16 protein-coding genes are annotated in these 15,042 nt (G+C 56.1%); 12 read left to right on the top strand and 4 right to left on the bottom strand.

The genetic code is table 11. The annotated features are described in order from the left end of the window. Positions 1–36: 36 nt before the first annotated feature. Complete coding sequence (gene glnB, locus L383_RS11270) at positions 37–375, top strand: nitrogen regulatory protein P-II (RefSeq protein ID WP_003860685.1); 339 nt, start codon at positions 37–39, stop codon at positions 373–375. A gap of 83 nt (positions 376–458) precedes the next feature. On the opposite strand, the gene hmpA is transcribed toward glnB, so the two are convergent. After that, positions 459–1,649, bottom strand: coding sequence for an NO-inducible flavohemoprotein (gene hmpA, locus L383_RS11275; protein ID WP_023331089.1), 1,191 nt, complete (start codon positions 1,647–1,649; stop codon positions 459–461). A gap of 304 nt (positions 1,650–1,953) precedes the next feature. Here hmpA and glyA point away from each other — a divergent pair, with 304 nt between their 5' ends. Continuing rightward, the gene (glyA, locus tag L383_RS11280) at positions 1,954–3,207 is read left to right on the top strand and encodes a serine hydroxymethyltransferase (protein WP_008502165.1); all 1,254 of its coding nucleotides are present in this window, start codon (positions 1,954–1,956) and stop codon (positions 3,205–3,207) included. A 54-nt stretch (positions 3,208–3,261) separates the two neighbouring features. On the opposite strand, the gene L383_RS11285 is transcribed toward glyA, so the two are convergent. After that, positions 3,262–3,684: a DoxX family protein gene (locus L383_RS11285; protein ID WP_014884830.1), complete on the bottom strand. Its 423-nt coding sequence runs from the start codon at positions 3,682–3,684 to the stop codon at positions 3,262–3,264. 172 nt (positions 3,685–3,856) lie between these two features. Between L383_RS11285 and L383_RS11290 the strand changes: the two genes are divergently transcribed. Next, the gene (locus L383_RS11290) at positions 3,857–4,996 is read left to right on the top strand and encodes a 3-phenylpropionate MFS transporter (RefSeq protein ID WP_014884829.1); all 1,140 of its coding nucleotides are present in this window, start codon (positions 3,857–3,859) and stop codon (positions 4,994–4,996) included. On the opposite strand, the gene csiE is transcribed toward L383_RS11290, so the two are convergent. Further along, positions 4,997–6,274, bottom strand: a complete 1,278-nt coding sequence (csiE, locus tag L383_RS11295; protein WP_023331088.1) for a stationary phase inducible protein CsiE — start codon at positions 6,272–6,274, stop codon at positions 4,997–4,999. It lies immediately after the preceding gene. A 125-nt stretch (positions 6,275–6,399) separates the two neighbouring features. Between csiE and L383_RS11300 the strand changes: the two genes are divergently transcribed. Then, on the top strand, positions 6,400–7,038 hold the full coding sequence (locus L383_RS11300) for a DUF1007 family protein (protein ID WP_014884828.1): 639 nt from the start codon (positions 6,400–6,402) through the stop codon (positions 7,036–7,038). Continuing rightward, complete coding sequence (locus L383_RS11305; RefSeq protein WP_023331087.1) at positions 7,029–8,009, top strand: nickel/cobalt transporter; 981 nt, start codon at positions 7,029–7,031, stop codon at positions 8,007–8,009. Before L383_RS11300 ends, L383_RS11305 begins: the two co-directional genes overlap by 10 nt. Positions 8,010–8,049: 40 nt before the next feature. Here the strand turns inward: L383_RS11305 and suhB are convergent, their stop codons facing one another. Beyond that, complete coding sequence (gene suhB, locus L383_RS11310) at positions 8,050–8,853, bottom strand: inositol-1-monophosphatase (protein ID WP_003860668.1); 804 nt, start codon at positions 8,851–8,853, stop codon at positions 8,050–8,052. 131 nt (positions 8,854–8,984) lie between these two features. On the opposite strand from suhB, the gene trmJ reads away from it, so the two are divergent. From trmJ to hscA, 7 genes are all read left to right on the top strand, one after another. Beyond that, entirely contained in the window at positions 8,985–9,710 is a 726-nt protein-coding gene (gene trmJ / locus L383_RS11315) for a tRNA (cytosine(32)/uridine(32)-2'-O)-methyltransferase TrmJ (RefSeq protein ID WP_008502159.1), read from the top strand. A gap of 304 nt (positions 9,711–10,014) precedes the next feature. Further along, positions 10,015–10,506: a Fe-S cluster assembly transcriptional regulator IscR gene (gene iscR, locus L383_RS11320; RefSeq protein WP_008502158.1), complete on the top strand. Its 492-nt coding sequence runs from the start codon at positions 10,015–10,017 to the stop codon at positions 10,504–10,506. Between the two features lie 116 nt (positions 10,507–10,622). Then, a complete protein-coding gene (iscS, locus tag L383_RS11325; RefSeq protein ID WP_008502157.1) occupies positions 10,623–11,837 on the top strand; it encodes a cysteine desulfurase in 1,215 nt (404 codons plus the stop codon). Positions 11,838–11,861: 24 nt separating this feature from the next. Further along, positions 11,862–12,248: a Fe-S cluster assembly scaffold IscU gene (iscU, locus tag L383_RS11330; protein ID WP_003860661.1), complete on the top strand. Its 387-nt coding sequence runs from the start codon at positions 11,862–11,864 to the stop codon at positions 12,246–12,248. A gap of 13 nt (positions 12,249–12,261) precedes the next feature. Beyond that, on the top strand, positions 12,262–12,585 hold the full coding sequence (gene iscA, locus L383_RS11335; RefSeq protein ID WP_003860659.1) for an iron-sulfur cluster assembly protein IscA: 324 nt from the start codon (positions 12,262–12,264) through the stop codon (positions 12,583–12,585). A gap of 76 nt (positions 12,586–12,661) precedes the next feature. Beyond that, on the top strand, positions 12,662–13,177 hold the full coding sequence (gene hscB / locus L383_RS11340; RefSeq protein WP_003860657.1) for a co-chaperone HscB: 516 nt from the start codon (positions 12,662–12,664) through the stop codon (positions 13,175–13,177). 14 nt (positions 13,178–13,191) lie between these two features. After that, complete coding sequence (gene hscA / locus L383_RS11345) at positions 13,192–15,042, top strand: Fe-S protein assembly chaperone HscA (protein ID WP_014884825.1); 1,851 nt, start codon at positions 13,192–13,194, stop codon at positions 15,040–15,042.

The following is a 15,042-nucleotide window of genomic DNA, read 5'->3' as shown; positions in this document are numbered from 1 at the left end:
CGAGGCAGCTTACAGGCAAGCGTTTAAGGACCCACCATGAAAAAGATTGATGCGATTATTAAACCTTTCAAACTGGATGATGTGCGTGAAGCGCTGGCGGAAGTCGGCATCACCGGGATGACCGTGACGGAAGTGAAAGGTTTTGGTCGTCAGAAAGGCCACACCGAGCTTTATCGTGGCGCAGAGTACATGGTCGATTTTCTGCCGAAAGTGAAAATTGAAATCGTGGTCAGCGATGACATCGTCGATACCTGCGTGGATACCATCATCCGCACGGCGCAGACGGGCAAAATTGGCGACGGTAAAATCTTCGTCTTTGACGTGGCGCGCGTGATCCGTATCCGTACCGGCGAAGAAGACGACGCCGCGATTTAATGATGCCAACGGTTTTGTAGGCCGGGTAAGGCGTAGCCGCCACCCGGCGAAAAAAAAGCCCCTCGTTCGAGGGGCTTTTTGCATTACAGCACTTTATGCGGGCCGAAACATTCGTAATGAATGTTGTCTTTATTCACACCCAGCGCCACCAGCTGCTTCGCGGCATATTGCATAAACGCCACCGGTCCGCAGACGTAGAACTGCATATCCGGCGCGCTGAACGCCCCTTCATGCTGGCTTAAATTCATCAACCCTTCGCTGTCAAAACGTGCAGCTGCGCGGTCTGCTTCCGTTGGCAAGCGATACCAGGTACGCGCGGTGAAGCGGGGCAGCGTCGCGCCCAGCGTTTTCACTTCGTCCGCAAAGGCATGCACCTCGCCGTTCTCTGCGGCATGGAACCAGTTAACCTGTGCGCTGTGGTTTGCTTTCGCCAGCGTATCCAGCATCGCCAGCATTGGCGTTTGGCCGACACCAGCCGAGATCAGCGTTACCGGGGTAGTAGCGTCTACCGCCATGAAGAAGTCACCCGCCGGTGCGGCCAGGTGAACGACGTCACCCACGCTGGCTTCGTTATGAAGCCAGCTGGAAACCTGGCCGCCGTCCTCGCGTTTCACCGCAATGCGATAGCCTTTGCCGTCGGGTTTGCGGGTCAGGGAATACTGGCGGATCTCCTGATGCGGAAAACCTTCAGGCTTCAGCCACACGCCGAGATATTGGCCTGGCTGATAATCCGCTACCGGCTGACCATCCACCGGTTCAAATTCAAAACTGGTGATCAATGCGCTGCGCGGTGTTTTCTCAACGATGCGGAAGGCGCGAGTGCCTTCCCAGCCGCCGTTCTTGCTGGCGTTTTCACTGTAGATCTGTGCTTCACGGTTGATGAAGACGTTTGCCAGCACGCCGTAGGCTTTACCCCAGGCGTCCAGTACCTCCTGGCCCGGGCTGAACATTTCGTCCAGCGTTGCCAGCAGGTGGCCGCCGACAATATTGTACTGCTCGGGTTTGATCTGGAAGCTGGTGTGCTTCTGCGCGATTTTTTCCACCGCAGGCAGTAATGCCGCCAGGTTTTCAATGTTGCTGGCGTAGGCCGCGATGGCGTTGAACAGGGCTTCACGCTGATCGCCATTACGCTGGTTACTCATGTTGAAAATCTCTTTCAACTCTGGGTTATGCGTGAACATGCGATCGTAAAAATGAGCGGTGAGTTTAGGACCGGTTTCCACCAGCAGGGGGATGGTGGCTTTAACGGTAGCGATGGTTTGAGCGTCGAGCATGAGCGCGTCCTTTTGATGTGACTTTAATGATGTATTTTAAATGCATCTTATAAAAAATACCCCTGCGTTGTAAATGGTTCTTTGCAAGATGAAAAATATGCATCACAAACCTGAAAAGAAATCCGTTGAAACAGGGGAGCGCTTTATTCCTCAAACCCTTGCGTGGCGTGAAGGAAAACGTTTGCGTAAAATCGTTTGTCAAGACCTGTTATCACACAACTATTCAGTTATACTGTTGCCCGTCGTCCAACAGGACTGCCTTTTCAGGCCAAAATTTACTTGTTAGCTGAGTCAGGAGATGCGGATGTTAAAGCGTGAAATGAACATTGCCGATTATGATGCCGAACTGTGGCAGGCTATGGAGCAGGAAAAAGTACGTCAGGAAGAGCACATCGAACTGATCGCCTCCGAAAACTACACCAGCCCGCGCGTCATGCAGGCACAGGGTTCTCAGCTGACCAACAAATACGCTGAAGGTTATCCAGGCAAGCGCTACTACGGCGGTTGCGAGTACGTTGATATCGTTGAGCAACTGGCAATCGACCGTGCGAAAGAACTCTTTGGCGCTGACTACGCGAACGTGCAGCCGCACTCCGGCTCTCAGGCTAACTTCGCCGTTTACACCGCGCTGCTGCAGCCGGGCGATACGGTGCTGGGTATGAACCTGGCGCAGGGCGGCCACCTGACTCACGGCTCCCCGGTGAACTTCTCCGGCAAACTGTACAACATCATCCCTTACGGTATCGATGAGTCCGGTAAAATTGACTACGAAGACATGGCGAAGCAGGCTAAAGAGCATAAACCGAAGATGATCATCGGTGGCTTCTCTGCTTACTCCGGTATCGTTGACTGGGCAAAAATGCGTGAAATCGCAGACAGCATCGGTGCTTACCTGTTCGTCGACATGGCGCACGTAGCGGGTCTGATTGCCGCTGGCGTTTACCCGAACCCGGTTCCGCACGCTCACGTTGTGACCACCACTACCCATAAAACCCTGGCGGGTCCACGCGGTGGCCTGATCCTGGCGAAAGGCGGTGACGAAGAGCTGTACAAAAAACTGAACTCTGCCGTGTTCCCAAGCGCGCAGGGCGGCCCGCTGATGCACGTTATCGCGGCAAAAGCGGTAGCGCTGAAAGAAGCGATGGAGCCAGAGTTCAAGGTTTATCAGCAGCAGGTTGCTAAGAACGCCAAAGCGATGGTGGAAGTGTTCCTGAACCGTGGCTACAAAGTGGTTTCTGGCGGTACTGAAAACCACCTGTTCCTGCTGGATCTGGTTGATAAGAACCTGACCGGTAAAGAAGCTGACGCTGCCCTGGGCCGCGCCAACATCACCGTGAACAAAAACAGCGTGCCAAACGATCCGAAGAGCCCGTTCGTGACTTCCGGTATCCGTATCGGTTCTCCGGCTGTGACGCGTCGCGGCTTTAAAGAAGCGGAAGTGAAAGAGCTGGCTGGCTGGATGTGTGACGTTCTGGACAACATCAATGACGAAGCGGTTATCGAGCGCGTCAAAGGTAAAGTTCTGGATATCTGCGCACGCTTCCCGGTATACGCATAATTCTTCTGCTTTGCAGAATGTTAAAAGGCCGCGCGTGCGGCCTTTTTTTATGGCTTAACGGCGGTCAAGGGATATTGCGCCTGGACCCACAATCGCCAGCAATATAAATGCGCCCGCAATACTGACATTCTTGTAGAAATTAATCATATTCGGTACGACCGCATCACCGGTCATATTCCAGTAATGGTGACCAATCACCGCCGTGCCCAGCGTGTAGAACACAAACAGCACGGCAAGAGGGCGGGTGAAAAAGCCCAGTACGATCAGGATGGCGGCTGGCACTTCCATCACCACCGCAATAATGGCCGCCAGCATGGGCATCGGTGTCCCGAGCGAGGTCATATATTGTACGGTGCCGCTAAACCCCGTCAGTTTCGGATAACCAAAGATAATAAACAGGACGACAAGCGCGATACGGGCAATCAACAACAACAGATGGCGTGACTGACCAAAATCGAGATAACGTAGTGAGTTCATGGCAGAAAACCTCTGCAAGTGGAGTAATTTAAACGTAATACACATTTTCATTCCCTGCCATAAGCCTGACGACTGCACGATATGTTAATTTTTCGTTAATTTATAGCAGGCTATCTACTTGCTTAATTTTTCTATTCTCGCCAGACTATGGCCTCCATTTCGGGAGGGATTCATGGTCTTGCATTCCACGCGCTGGCTGGCGCTCAGCTATTTCACCTATTTCTTTAGCTACGGTATTTTTCTGCCATTCTGGAGCGTCTGGCTCAAGGGAATCGGCCTGACTCCAGAGACCATCGGCGTTCTGCTGGGGGCCGGACTGGTGGCGCGTTTTCTTGGCAGCCTGCTGATTGCCCCGCGCGTCAGCGATCCCTCTCTGCTGATCAAGGCTGTACGCATTCTCGCGCTGCTCACCCTGGTCTTTGTCGCCTGCTTCTGGGTAAGCCATCAGTTTGCCTGGCTGATGGTGGTGATGGTCGGCTTTAACCTGTTCTTCTCTCCGCTGGTTCCTCTGACGGATGCGCTGGCGAACACCTGGCAAAAGCAGATCACCATGGACTATGGCCGCGTGCGCCTGTGGGGCTCTATTGCTTTTGTTATCGGTTCCGCGCTGGTGGGGAAACTGGTCAGCCTCTACGACTACCGTGCGATTCTGGCTCTGCTGAGCATCGGGATAGCGTCGATGCTGCTGGGAATGCTGTTACGTCCATCCGTGATGCCGCAGGGAGAAAGTCGCCATCAGGAGAGCGCGGGCTGGCCAGCCTGGCGGAGCCTGGTCGCACAGAGCTGGCGCTTTCTGGCGTGCGTCTGTCTGCTTCAGGGGGCGCATGCGGCGTACTATGGCTTCAGCGCTATCTACTGGCAGGGGGCGGGCTACTCTGCCTCTGCGGTTGGTTATCTCTGGTCGCTGGGCGTGGTGGCCGAAGTCATTATTTTCGCCCTGAGCAAAAAGCTGTTCCGCCGTTTTGGCGCGCGCGATCTGCTGCTGCTTTCGGCGATTTGCGGCGTGGCACGCTGGGGTATTATGGGCTGGACGACGGATCTGCCATGGCTGATCTTGGCGCAAATTCTGCACTGCGGCACCTTCACCGTATGTCACCTGGCGGCGATGCGCTATATCGCTGCGCGTGAGGGCGGGGACGTGATTCGTCTGCAGTCGGTCTATTCCGCGGTAGCAATGGGCGGCAGTATTGCGGTGATGACGGTCTTTGCCGGTTTCCTGTATCAACACCTCGGGCACGGCGTCTTCTGGGTAATGGCGCTGGTGGCGCTACCGGCGATGTTTGTTCGACCAAAAGTGGCCGCACGCGCGTAACTACGACTCCAGCATCGCGCGAATATGCTCTTGCTGCTGCGCATTCAGTGATTCAACCGCGTGGATCAACGGCGGCGAGAACAGCGGCAGGGCAACAGGATAGGGGGTGACCACCAGCGCGGCTTCGCGCGGCGCGCCCTCTTTCTGAAAAGCCTGCAACGTCAGATAGCGAATATTGAGCGGCAGCAGCGTCAACTCGCGGAGCTGCTGTTCAATCAGCTCCTCACAGGATTTATCTTCCCCCGTCAACAGCACCACCTGCTTTTCATGGAGATCGGACTCCTGCATCAGCCAGGCGCCGAAAATCACCGCGACCAGGCTCATCTCTTCATCGGAAAAACGCAGGCCAAACTCCGCTTCCAGCTCAAACAACGCCTCTTTCGTGGTGCGTAACAGCCGGGGGTAGAGACGATGGATCTCCTCTGGCAGGCTGTTGTCGATGCCAATTTCAAACAGGGAACGGTCCAGCGCCTGAGACAGATGGATATACAGCTGATCGGTCAGCCCTTGCTCGTCGCTGAAGTTCATCCCGGTCTGCGAGCGAAAACGGGCCACCATGCGCACGATGGCGCGACGCAAACGCTGATCCTGCTGGTGCTTATCGAGCACCGGATCGGGCGTGCGGAGCATCATAAACAGCAGCGCCAGAAACAACTGCTCATCCACATGCGCGCCCTGAGGAACGCGCCGCTTCCAGTGACGGACGATCTCCTGCGCCGTAAAATACTCTCCCCGCGACTGCGTCCAGCTGCGCTGGGCATGGGAAAATTGTGGCGTATTCCCCAGGTGGTGCTGGATAAGACAGTATTGTAAGTAGAGCTGTAAGAACTGGATGTCGCGACACTCAAACTGCCGCTGCAGCTTGCGCGAGCAGAAGTTGATTAACGCCCGCAGGTTAGCATCGTCGTAAAGTGGCCGCGCGATGCCGTGTTGTTTAAGCGCGGTTTTTAACGCTGGCGTAAACTGGTGCGAGACAAACTGCGGGCAAAGGCGGAGCGCCCTGCGCAGCCAGTGCAGCAGGCATAAACGCTGGTTCAGGGCAGTGCCTTCAATCCGGTAGCTGCCGTCGTGGTGCGTGACGATATCCAGCCGGTGATAGCGCTGGATTTCATCGCGCGTCTCGGCTATATCTTGCCGTGCCAGGACGTCGTCCACGCCGTTGGCTGCGATTATGCTCTGTGCGGTGACGGCAGCATCGGGCAGGTAAAGCATTAAAAGCACCTGGCAACGGCGCTGCGAACTGGAAAGCACAGATGGAATTTCAAGCGTCGTCATCATCTGTCGGGTATCCAGTGTGAATGTTTGATAAGAATAGCTAAAGGATGGGGGCTGAAAAGCGCGCCGGCAGGCCTTTCACTCAGGATTGCTGGAGAACATCACAGAATTTTTGACGTGAGGAATTGATGCAGACAGTTAAACACAGTGCGATGGCGTTATTTTTGGCGGTTATCTCCTTCACCACCTGCGCACATCCTCACAGTTTTATCAGCCTGAAAACCGAACTGGTCACCGACGGCACGCAGTTAAGTGGCCTGAAGATGCGCTGGACGATGGATGAAATCACCTCGGCTGACCTGCTTTATGATGCGGGAAATGCGAAGCCCGGCGATGAAATCTGGAAAAAGCTGGCGGCGGAAGTGATGGCTAACGTGCTGGGTCAGCACTACTTCACCGAGTTCTGGCATAACGGCCAGAAGGTGAAGTTTCTTAACCGACCCACGGAGTATGGTATGTCACGCGACGGGCATCAGGCGGTGCTGACGTTCGTCCTTCCGCTGGCGCACCCGCAGCCGCTGGCAGGGCAAAAATATACTTTTTCCACTTTTGACCCCACCTACTACGTCGACATGCACTACGCCGACGAGAGCGATGTACAGCTTCCGGCCTCGTTGCAGAAAACCTGCAAAATGGCGGTTCACACCCCGAAGCCCAGCGAAGAGACGCTGAACTTTGCCGTCTCTCTTGATAAAGAAGATGCGCCACCGGAGGACATGGAGTTGGGTAAACAGTTCGCGCAGGAGGTGACGTTACAATGTCAGTGATCGCTTCTCCGTCCCGCAAATCTCGCCGCTGGCTTCATCTTTGGCCGCTGGCGCTTTTTATACTGTTAGCTATTGGCGGTTCGCTCTGGCTGTGGCAGGCCTGGCCGCAGGTGATGATGAAAAGCATCATCTGGCAACGCGAGGTGAACCAGCAGATGAGTGGTTTACTGAAAGCGGTGGCGGAGAACCCAACGAAAGCGGGCGGTTCCCTGCTGGCGTTCAGCTTTATCTACGGGGTGCTGCATGCGCTGGGGCCTGGGCATGGCAAAATCGTTATCACCACCTGGCTTGCGACCCATCCGTCGAAGCTGAAATCGAGCATGGGTCTTACGCTGGCCTCCTCGCTGCTTCAGGGGGGCGTGGCGATTGGGCTGGTTGTCGTGGTGCTTTCACTTCTTCAGCTTCCAGCCCGGCAGCTGCACATGAGTAGCTTCTGGCTGGAAAAGGGGAGCTATGCGCTGGTGGGCGTGCTGGGGCTGATCCTCTGCTGGCGAGCGCTGAAAAAACTGCGCGCGCTGCTGCAAAAACCGCATTTCAGGACTTTTACGCCGCATCACGTTCACGATGAAAACTGTGGCTGCGGACATCAGCATCTGCCGACGCAGGAACAGCTACAGAACGGTGATGACTGGCGTGCGCGGCTGATGATTGTGCTGTCGATGGGGATGCGCCCGTGCTCGGGGGCAATCATGGTGTTGTTGTTCAGCAAGGTGATTGGCGTGTTTAGCTGGGGAATGCTGTCTGCGCTGGCGATGGCGGCAGGGACGTCACTGACGATTTCTTCGCTGGCGTTGCTGGTGCACAGCTTCCGTCAGCTGGCGGTTAAACTCAGCGGCAATAAAACGCCGGTGCTGTGGCGACAGGTCGGATGGACAACGCTCGCGCTGGCGGGCGGGGTGATTCTGCTGGTGGCGGCGGTGACGATGTGGAACAGTGCGGTACCGGTGGGAAGGGGATTGCGGCCGTTTTAGTTGGGATTCCCTCTCCCACAGGGAGAGGGAATGACCGGGATTAACGCTTCAGCGCGTCGCTCAGTTCATCACGCATGTTTGCCAGCATGGCTTTAACGACGCGTGGGTTACCTGCAACGATGTTGCCGGTAGACATATAGTTATGGCCGCCGGTGAAATCACACACGATGGCACCTGCTTCACGTGCGATCAGCTCGCCCGCGGCAAAATCCCATGGCTTCAGAGACAGCTCGAAGTATCCGTCAACGCGGCCGGTCGCCACGTAAGCCAGATCCAGCGCAGCAGAACCGGTGCGACGGAAGTCCGCGCATTCGGTGAACAGTTTGCCCAGGATATTCATGTAGGTGGTTGCGTGCTGTTTCGCCTTGAACGGGAAACCGGTCGCCAGGATGGTGCCGTCCAGATCGCGAGCGTTGCTGCAGCGCAGACGGTAGCCGTTCAGCTGTGCGCCCTGACCGCGGGTAGCGGTGAACAGTTCGTTACGCATTGGATCGTACACAACAGCGACTTCAGTACGGCCTTTGATGCGTACGGCGATAGACACAGAGAAGTGTGGCAGGCGTTTGACGAAGTTGGTGGTGCCATCCAGTGGATCGATAACCCATTGAACATCCTGATCGGTACCTTCATGTTCACCGCTTTCTTCGGTGATGATGGTGTGCTGCGGGTAAGATTTGCGGATCGTTTCGATAATAATCGCTTCTGCGGCTTTATCGACATTCGTCACGAAATCATTGCTGCCTTTCTGGCTGGTTTCTACGGAGTCTGGCGTTTCGTAGTGTTTGGCAATTACATTACCCGCCTTGCGCGCTGCGCGCACGGCGATGGTCAGCATCGGATGCATCGGTCTCTCTCACTGGATGTTAAAGAACAGGAAAATCGGCGCAGAGTATAGCAGCGGGATCGGATTATGTCTCTCGTTTATGATAATATGCCCGAATATTCTTCAGACGCTGAATTCAGACACTAAAAATTATGCTGCAAAACATTCGAATCGTGCTGGTCGAAACATCGCACACCGGCAACATGGGCTCCGTTGCCCGCGCTATGAAAACCATGGGCTTAACGAACCTGTGGCTGGTTAACCCGCTGGTGAAGCCAGACTCGCAGGCCATCGCCCTGGCCGCCGGAGCCAGCGACGTGATTGGCAACGCGCAGATCGTCGATACCCTCGACGAAGCGCTGGCAGGTTGCAGCCTGGTGGTCGGCACCAGCGCTCGCTCCCGCACATTGCCGTGGCCGATGCTGGACCCGCGCGAATGCGGTCTGAAGAGTGTCTCTGAGGCAGAACAGGCGCCGGTTGCGCTGGTGTTTGGCCGTGAGCGCGTTGGCCTGACCAACGACGAACTGCAGAAATGCCACTACCATGTGGCGATTGCCGCTAACCCGGAATACAGCTCGCTGAACCTGGCGATGGCAGTGCAGGTGATCGCCTACGAAGTGCGTATGGCGTGGCTGGCGACGCAGGAGAAAGAGGTAGAGCCTAAAGAAGAGACGGCCTACCCGCTGGTGGATGACCTGGAGCGTTTCTATGGTCACCTGGAGCAGACGCTGCTTTCGACCGGCTTTATTCGTGAAGGCCATCCAGGCCAGGTGATGAACAAGCTGCGCCGTCTGTTCACCCGCGCGCGCCCGGAAAGCCAGGAGCTGAACATCCTGCGCGGCATTCTGGCGTCGATTGAGCAAAAGAATAAGGAGTAGTGTCGTCTGTTCGCCGGGTGGCGCTTCGCTTACCCGACCTACCACGCATTCTCCCTCTCCCCGTGGGAGAGGGCTGGGGTGAGGGCATCAGGCAGCACCCTTGTGATACGACACGGTTTTGTAGGTCGGGTAAGCGCAGCGCCACCCGACAAAAAACGGCACAGAAGGTTAAATACCTGACTAAAACAGTCAAGTAAATAGTTGACCATTTTAGTCAGGAATGTCAGACTTGGCCCTGCTATGCAATACCCCCATTTTACAATAAAAAACCCCGGGCAGGGGCGAGTTTGAGGTTAAGTAAGACATGAGACTGACATCTAAAGGGCGTTATGCCGTGACCGCGATGCTGGACGTTGCGCTCAACTCCGAAGCGGGCCCGGTTCCGTTGGCTGATATTTCTGAACGACAAGGGATCTCCCTCTCCTATCTGGAACAGCTGTTCTCCAGACTGCGTAAAAATGGACTGGTTTCCAGCGTTCGTGGCCCGGGCGGCGGTTATCTGCTGGGTAAAGACGCGGGCAGTATTGCAGTGGGTGAAGTGATTAGCGCAGTTGACGAATCCGTCGACGCGACCCGTTGCCAGGGTAAAGGCGGCTGCCAGGGCGGCGATAAGTGCCTGACCCACGCGCTGTGGCGCGATCTGAGCGACCGTCTGACCGGCTTCCTGAACAACATCACCCTCGGTGAGCTGGTGAATAACCAGGAAGTTCTGGATGTATCAGGCCGTCAGCACAGCCATGATTCCCAACGCAGCACCCGCGCGCAGGACGCCATCGACGTCAAACTGCGCGCGTAATAAAACGATAAGTATTTCAGAATCAGGCCGGGGCATCGCGCCCCGCGTACTCGGTCGTACATCCAGCCGGTTGCCTGATTCCTTGCATTGAAGCGATGTACGGAGTTTATAGAGCAATGAAATTACCGATTTATCTCGATTACTCCGCAACCACGCCGGTGGACCCGCGTGTTGCCGAGAAAATGATGCAGTGTCTGACCCTGGACGGAAACTTTGGTAACCCAGCTTCCCGTTCACACCGTTTTGGCTGGCATGCTGAAGAGGCGGTTGATATCGCCCGTAATCAGATTGCTGACCTGGTGGGTGCCGACCCGCGTGAGATTGTTTTCACCTCCGGTGCGACCGAATCCGACAACCTGGCGATCAAAGGTGCAGCCAACTTTTATCAGAAAAAAGGCAAGCACATTATCACCAGCAAAACCGAACACAAAGCCGTGCTGGACACCTGCCGTCAGCTGGAGCGTGAAGGGTACGAAGTGACGTACCTGGCGCCGCAGAGCAACGGTATCATCGACCTGAAAGAGCTCGAAGCAGCGATGCGTGATGACACCATTCTGGTCTCCATCATGCACGTCAACAACGAAATCGGCGTCGTTCAGGACATCGCCACCATCGGCGAAATGTGCCGTGCGCGCGGTATTATCTACCACGTAGATGCGACCCAGAGCGTGGGTAAACTGCCTATCGACCTGAGCCAGCTGAAAGTGGACCTGATGTCCTTCTCCGGCCACAAAATCTATGGCCCGAAAGGGATCGGCGCGCTGTACGTTCGTCGTAAGCCACGTATCCGCATCGAAGCACAGATGCACGGCGGCGGTCACGAGCGCGGCATGCGTTCCGGTACGCTGCCTGTTCACCAGATCGTGGGCATGGGCGAAGCATACCGCATTGCGAAAGAAGAGATGGAAACCGAGATGGCACGCCTGCGCACGCTGCGTAACCGTCTGTGGGACGGCGTGAAGGATATGGAAGAAGTGTATCTGAACGGCGATCTCGAGCAGGGCGCGCCAAACATCCTCAACGTCAGCTTCAACTATGTTGAAGGCGAGTCGCTGATCATGGCACTCAAAGACCTGGCCGTTTCTTCCGGTTCTGCCTGTACGTCTGCAAGCCTGGAGCCATCCTACGTGCTGCGCGCGCTGGGTATGACTGACGAGCTGGCACACAGCTCTATCCGTTTCTCTTTAGGTCGTTTCACTACCGAAGAAGAGATTGACTACACCATCAAGCTGGTTCGTAACTCCATCGGCCGTCTGCGTGACCTTTCTCCACTGTGGGAAATGTTTAAGCAGGGCGTGGATCTGAACAGCATTGAATGGTCACATCACTAATCGGTACATAAGGAGAATTCAATCATGGCATACAGCGAAAAAGTCATCGATCATTACGAAAACCCGCGCAACGTTGGCTCTTTTGACAACAGCGACGAATCTGTTGGTAGCGGCATGGTCGGTGCACCGGCGTGTGGCGACGTGATGAAGTTGCAGATTAAAGTCAACAATGAAGGTATCATTGAAGACGCGCGCTTCAAGACCTACGGCTGCGGTTCTGCCATTGCGTCCAGCTCCCTGGTCACCGAATGGGTGAAGGGCAAGTCTCTGGACGAAGCACAGGCAATCAAGAACACGGATATTGCTGAAGAACTCGAACTGCCACCGGTGAAAATTCACTGTTCTATTCTGGCAGAAGACGCGATCAAAGCCGCCATTGCGGATTACAAAAGCAAACGTGAAGCAAAATAATTGAGGTTTGAGTATGTCGATTACCCTTAGCGACAGCGCTGCCGCGCGAGTAAGCTCTTTTCTGGCGAACCGTGGTAAAGGCTTTGGCCTGCGACTGGGCGTACGTACCTCCGGCTGTTCTGGTATGGCTTACGTACTGGAATTTGTTGACGAGCCGGCGTCTGATGACACCGTGTTTGAAGACAAGGGCGTGAAGGTGGTGGTCGATGGCAAAAGCCTGCAATTCCTCAACGGCACTCAGCTGGACTTCGTCAAAGAAGGCCTGAACGAAGGGTTCAAATTCACGAACCCGAACGTCAAAGACGAGTGTGGTTGCGGCGAAAGCTTCCACGTTTAACCGCGCGTCATCCGAAACCCCACCGTGGCTTTGCTGCGCGTGGGGTTTGTTCTAACAGGCTACCCCTGAGATTGTTATGGATTACTTCACTCTCTTCGGACTACCCGCTCAATACCCGATCGATCTTCAGGCGCTGACGGTCCGTTTTCAGGATTTGCAGCGTCAGTACCATCCGGATAAATTCGCCAGCGGGACGCAGGCCGAGCAGTTGGCTGCAGTTTCGCACTCTGCCACCATTAATCAGGCCTGGCAGACGCTGCGTCATCCGCTGGCGCGTGCTGAATATCTGCTCTCGCTCCACGGTTTTGATCTGGCGAGCGAACAGCATACCGTTCGCGATACGGCGTTTCTGATGGAACAGCTGGAGCTGCGCGAAGAGCTGGATGAGATTGAACAGGCCAAAGACGAAGCGCGGCTGGAAAGCTTTATCACGCGCGTGAAGGGTATGTTTGATACCCGCCATCAGCAGATGGTGGAGCAACTGAACAACGAGACCTGGGACGTGGCGGCAGACACTGTGCGCAAACTCCGTTTTCTCGATAAACTGCGAAGCAGTGCTGAACAACTCGAAGAAAAGCTGCTCGATTTTTAATTTCGGAAGCAATTATGGCCTTATTACAAATTAGTGAGCCTGGCTTAAGTGCCGCACCGCACCAGCGTCGTCTGGCGGTGGGTATTGACCTGGGCACCACCAATTCTCTCGTGGCGACCGTGCGTAGCGGCCAGGCGGAAACGCTGGCTGACGAGCAGGGCCGCCATCTGCTGCCTTCCGTGGTCCACTACCAGCAGCAGGGTCACGCGGTAGGCTACGACGCGCGCGCCAACGCCGCGCGCGATCCGGCCAACACCATCAGCTCGGTTAAGCGCATGATGGGCCGTTCGCTGGCCGATATTCAGACCCGTTACCCGCATCTGCCGTATCAGCTTCAGGCCAGTGAAAACGGCCTGCCGATGATCGCGACCGAGGCTGGTCTGCTGAACCCGATCCGTGTTTCTTCGGACATCCTGAAGGCGCTGGCAGCGCGCGCTACGGCGACGCTCGGCGGCGATCTCGACGGCGTGGTGATTACCGTTCCGGCCTATTTTGACGATGCACAGCGTCAGGGCACCAAGGACGCCGCCCGTCTGGCGGGCCTGCACGTATTACGCCTGCTGAACGAACCGACGGCGGCGGCCATTGCCTACGGCCTCGACTCCGGTCAGGAAGGGGTGATTGCCGTTTACGACCTCGGCGGCGGTACCTTTGATATCTCCATCCTGCGCTTAAGCCGTGGCGTATTTGAAGTGCTGGCGACCGGCGGGGATTCCGCGCTGGGCGGCGATGACTTCGACCATCTGCTGGCGGATTACATTCGTGAGCAGGCGGGGATTGCCGATCGCAGCGATGCGCGCGTCCAGCGTGAACTGCTGGATGCCGCCATCGACGCCAAAATTGCCCTCAGCGATGCGCAGACGGTTACCGTGAACGTGGCGGGCTGGCAGGGTGAAATCTCCCGTGACCAGTTTAACGATCTGATCGCACCTTTGGTGAAACGCACGCTGCTGGCCTGCCGTCGCGCATTGAAAGATGCGGGCGTTGAGGCTGACGAGGTGCTGGAAGTGGTCATGGTCGGCGGTTCTACCCGTGTGCCGCTGGTGCGCGAACGTGTAGGTGAGTTCTTTGGCCGCACGCCGCTGACCGCCATCGATCCGGACAAAGTGGTTGCCGTGGGCGCGGCCATTCAGGCCGATATTCTGGTCGGCAACAAGCCGGACAGTGAAATGCTGCTGCTGGACGTTATCCCGCTGTCCCTTGGTTTAGAAACCATGGGTGGCCTGGTGGAGAAAGTCATTCCGCGTAACACCACCATTCCGGTGGCGCGCGCGCAGGAGTTCACCACCTTTAAAGACGGCCAGACTGCGATGTCCATCCACGTCATGCAGGGCGAACGCGAACTGGTGCAGGACTGCCGCTCTCTGGCGCGCTTTGCGCTGCGCGGTATCCCGGCATTGCCAGCGGGCGGGGCGCATATTCGCGTTACCTTCCAGGTTGATGCGGACGGCCTGCTGAGCGTCACGGCGATGGAAAAATCCACCGGCGTGGAATCGTCCATCCAGGTGAAGCCGTCCTACGGCCTGACCGATGGCGAGATCGCCTCCATGATTCAGGACTCAATGAGCTACGCCGAGCAGGATGTGAAGGCGCGTATGCTGGCGGAACAGAAAGTGGAAGCCGCACGCGTGCTGGAAAGCCTGACCGGTGCACTCAATGCCGATGCCGCGCTGTTAAGCGCCGCTGAGCGTCAGGTGATTGACGAGGCTGCCGCGCACTTAAGCGTTGTCGCCATGGGCAATGATGCTGACGCAATAGAAGAAGCCATTAAAAACGTTGATAAACAAACCCAGGACTTCGCCGCTCGCCGCATGGACAAATCCGTCCGCGTCGCGCTGAAAGGCCAGTCCGTGGACGAGGTTTAA

The sequence above is a fragment of the Enterobacter sp. MGH 37 genome (assembly GCF_000534515.1).
Lineage (GTDB): Bacteria > Pseudomonadota > Gammaproteobacteria > Enterobacterales > Enterobacteriaceae > Enterobacter > Enterobacter kobei.
The sequence above is the reverse complement of the archived record's forward strand: the minus strand, read 5'-3'. Positions and strand labels throughout refer to the sequence as shown.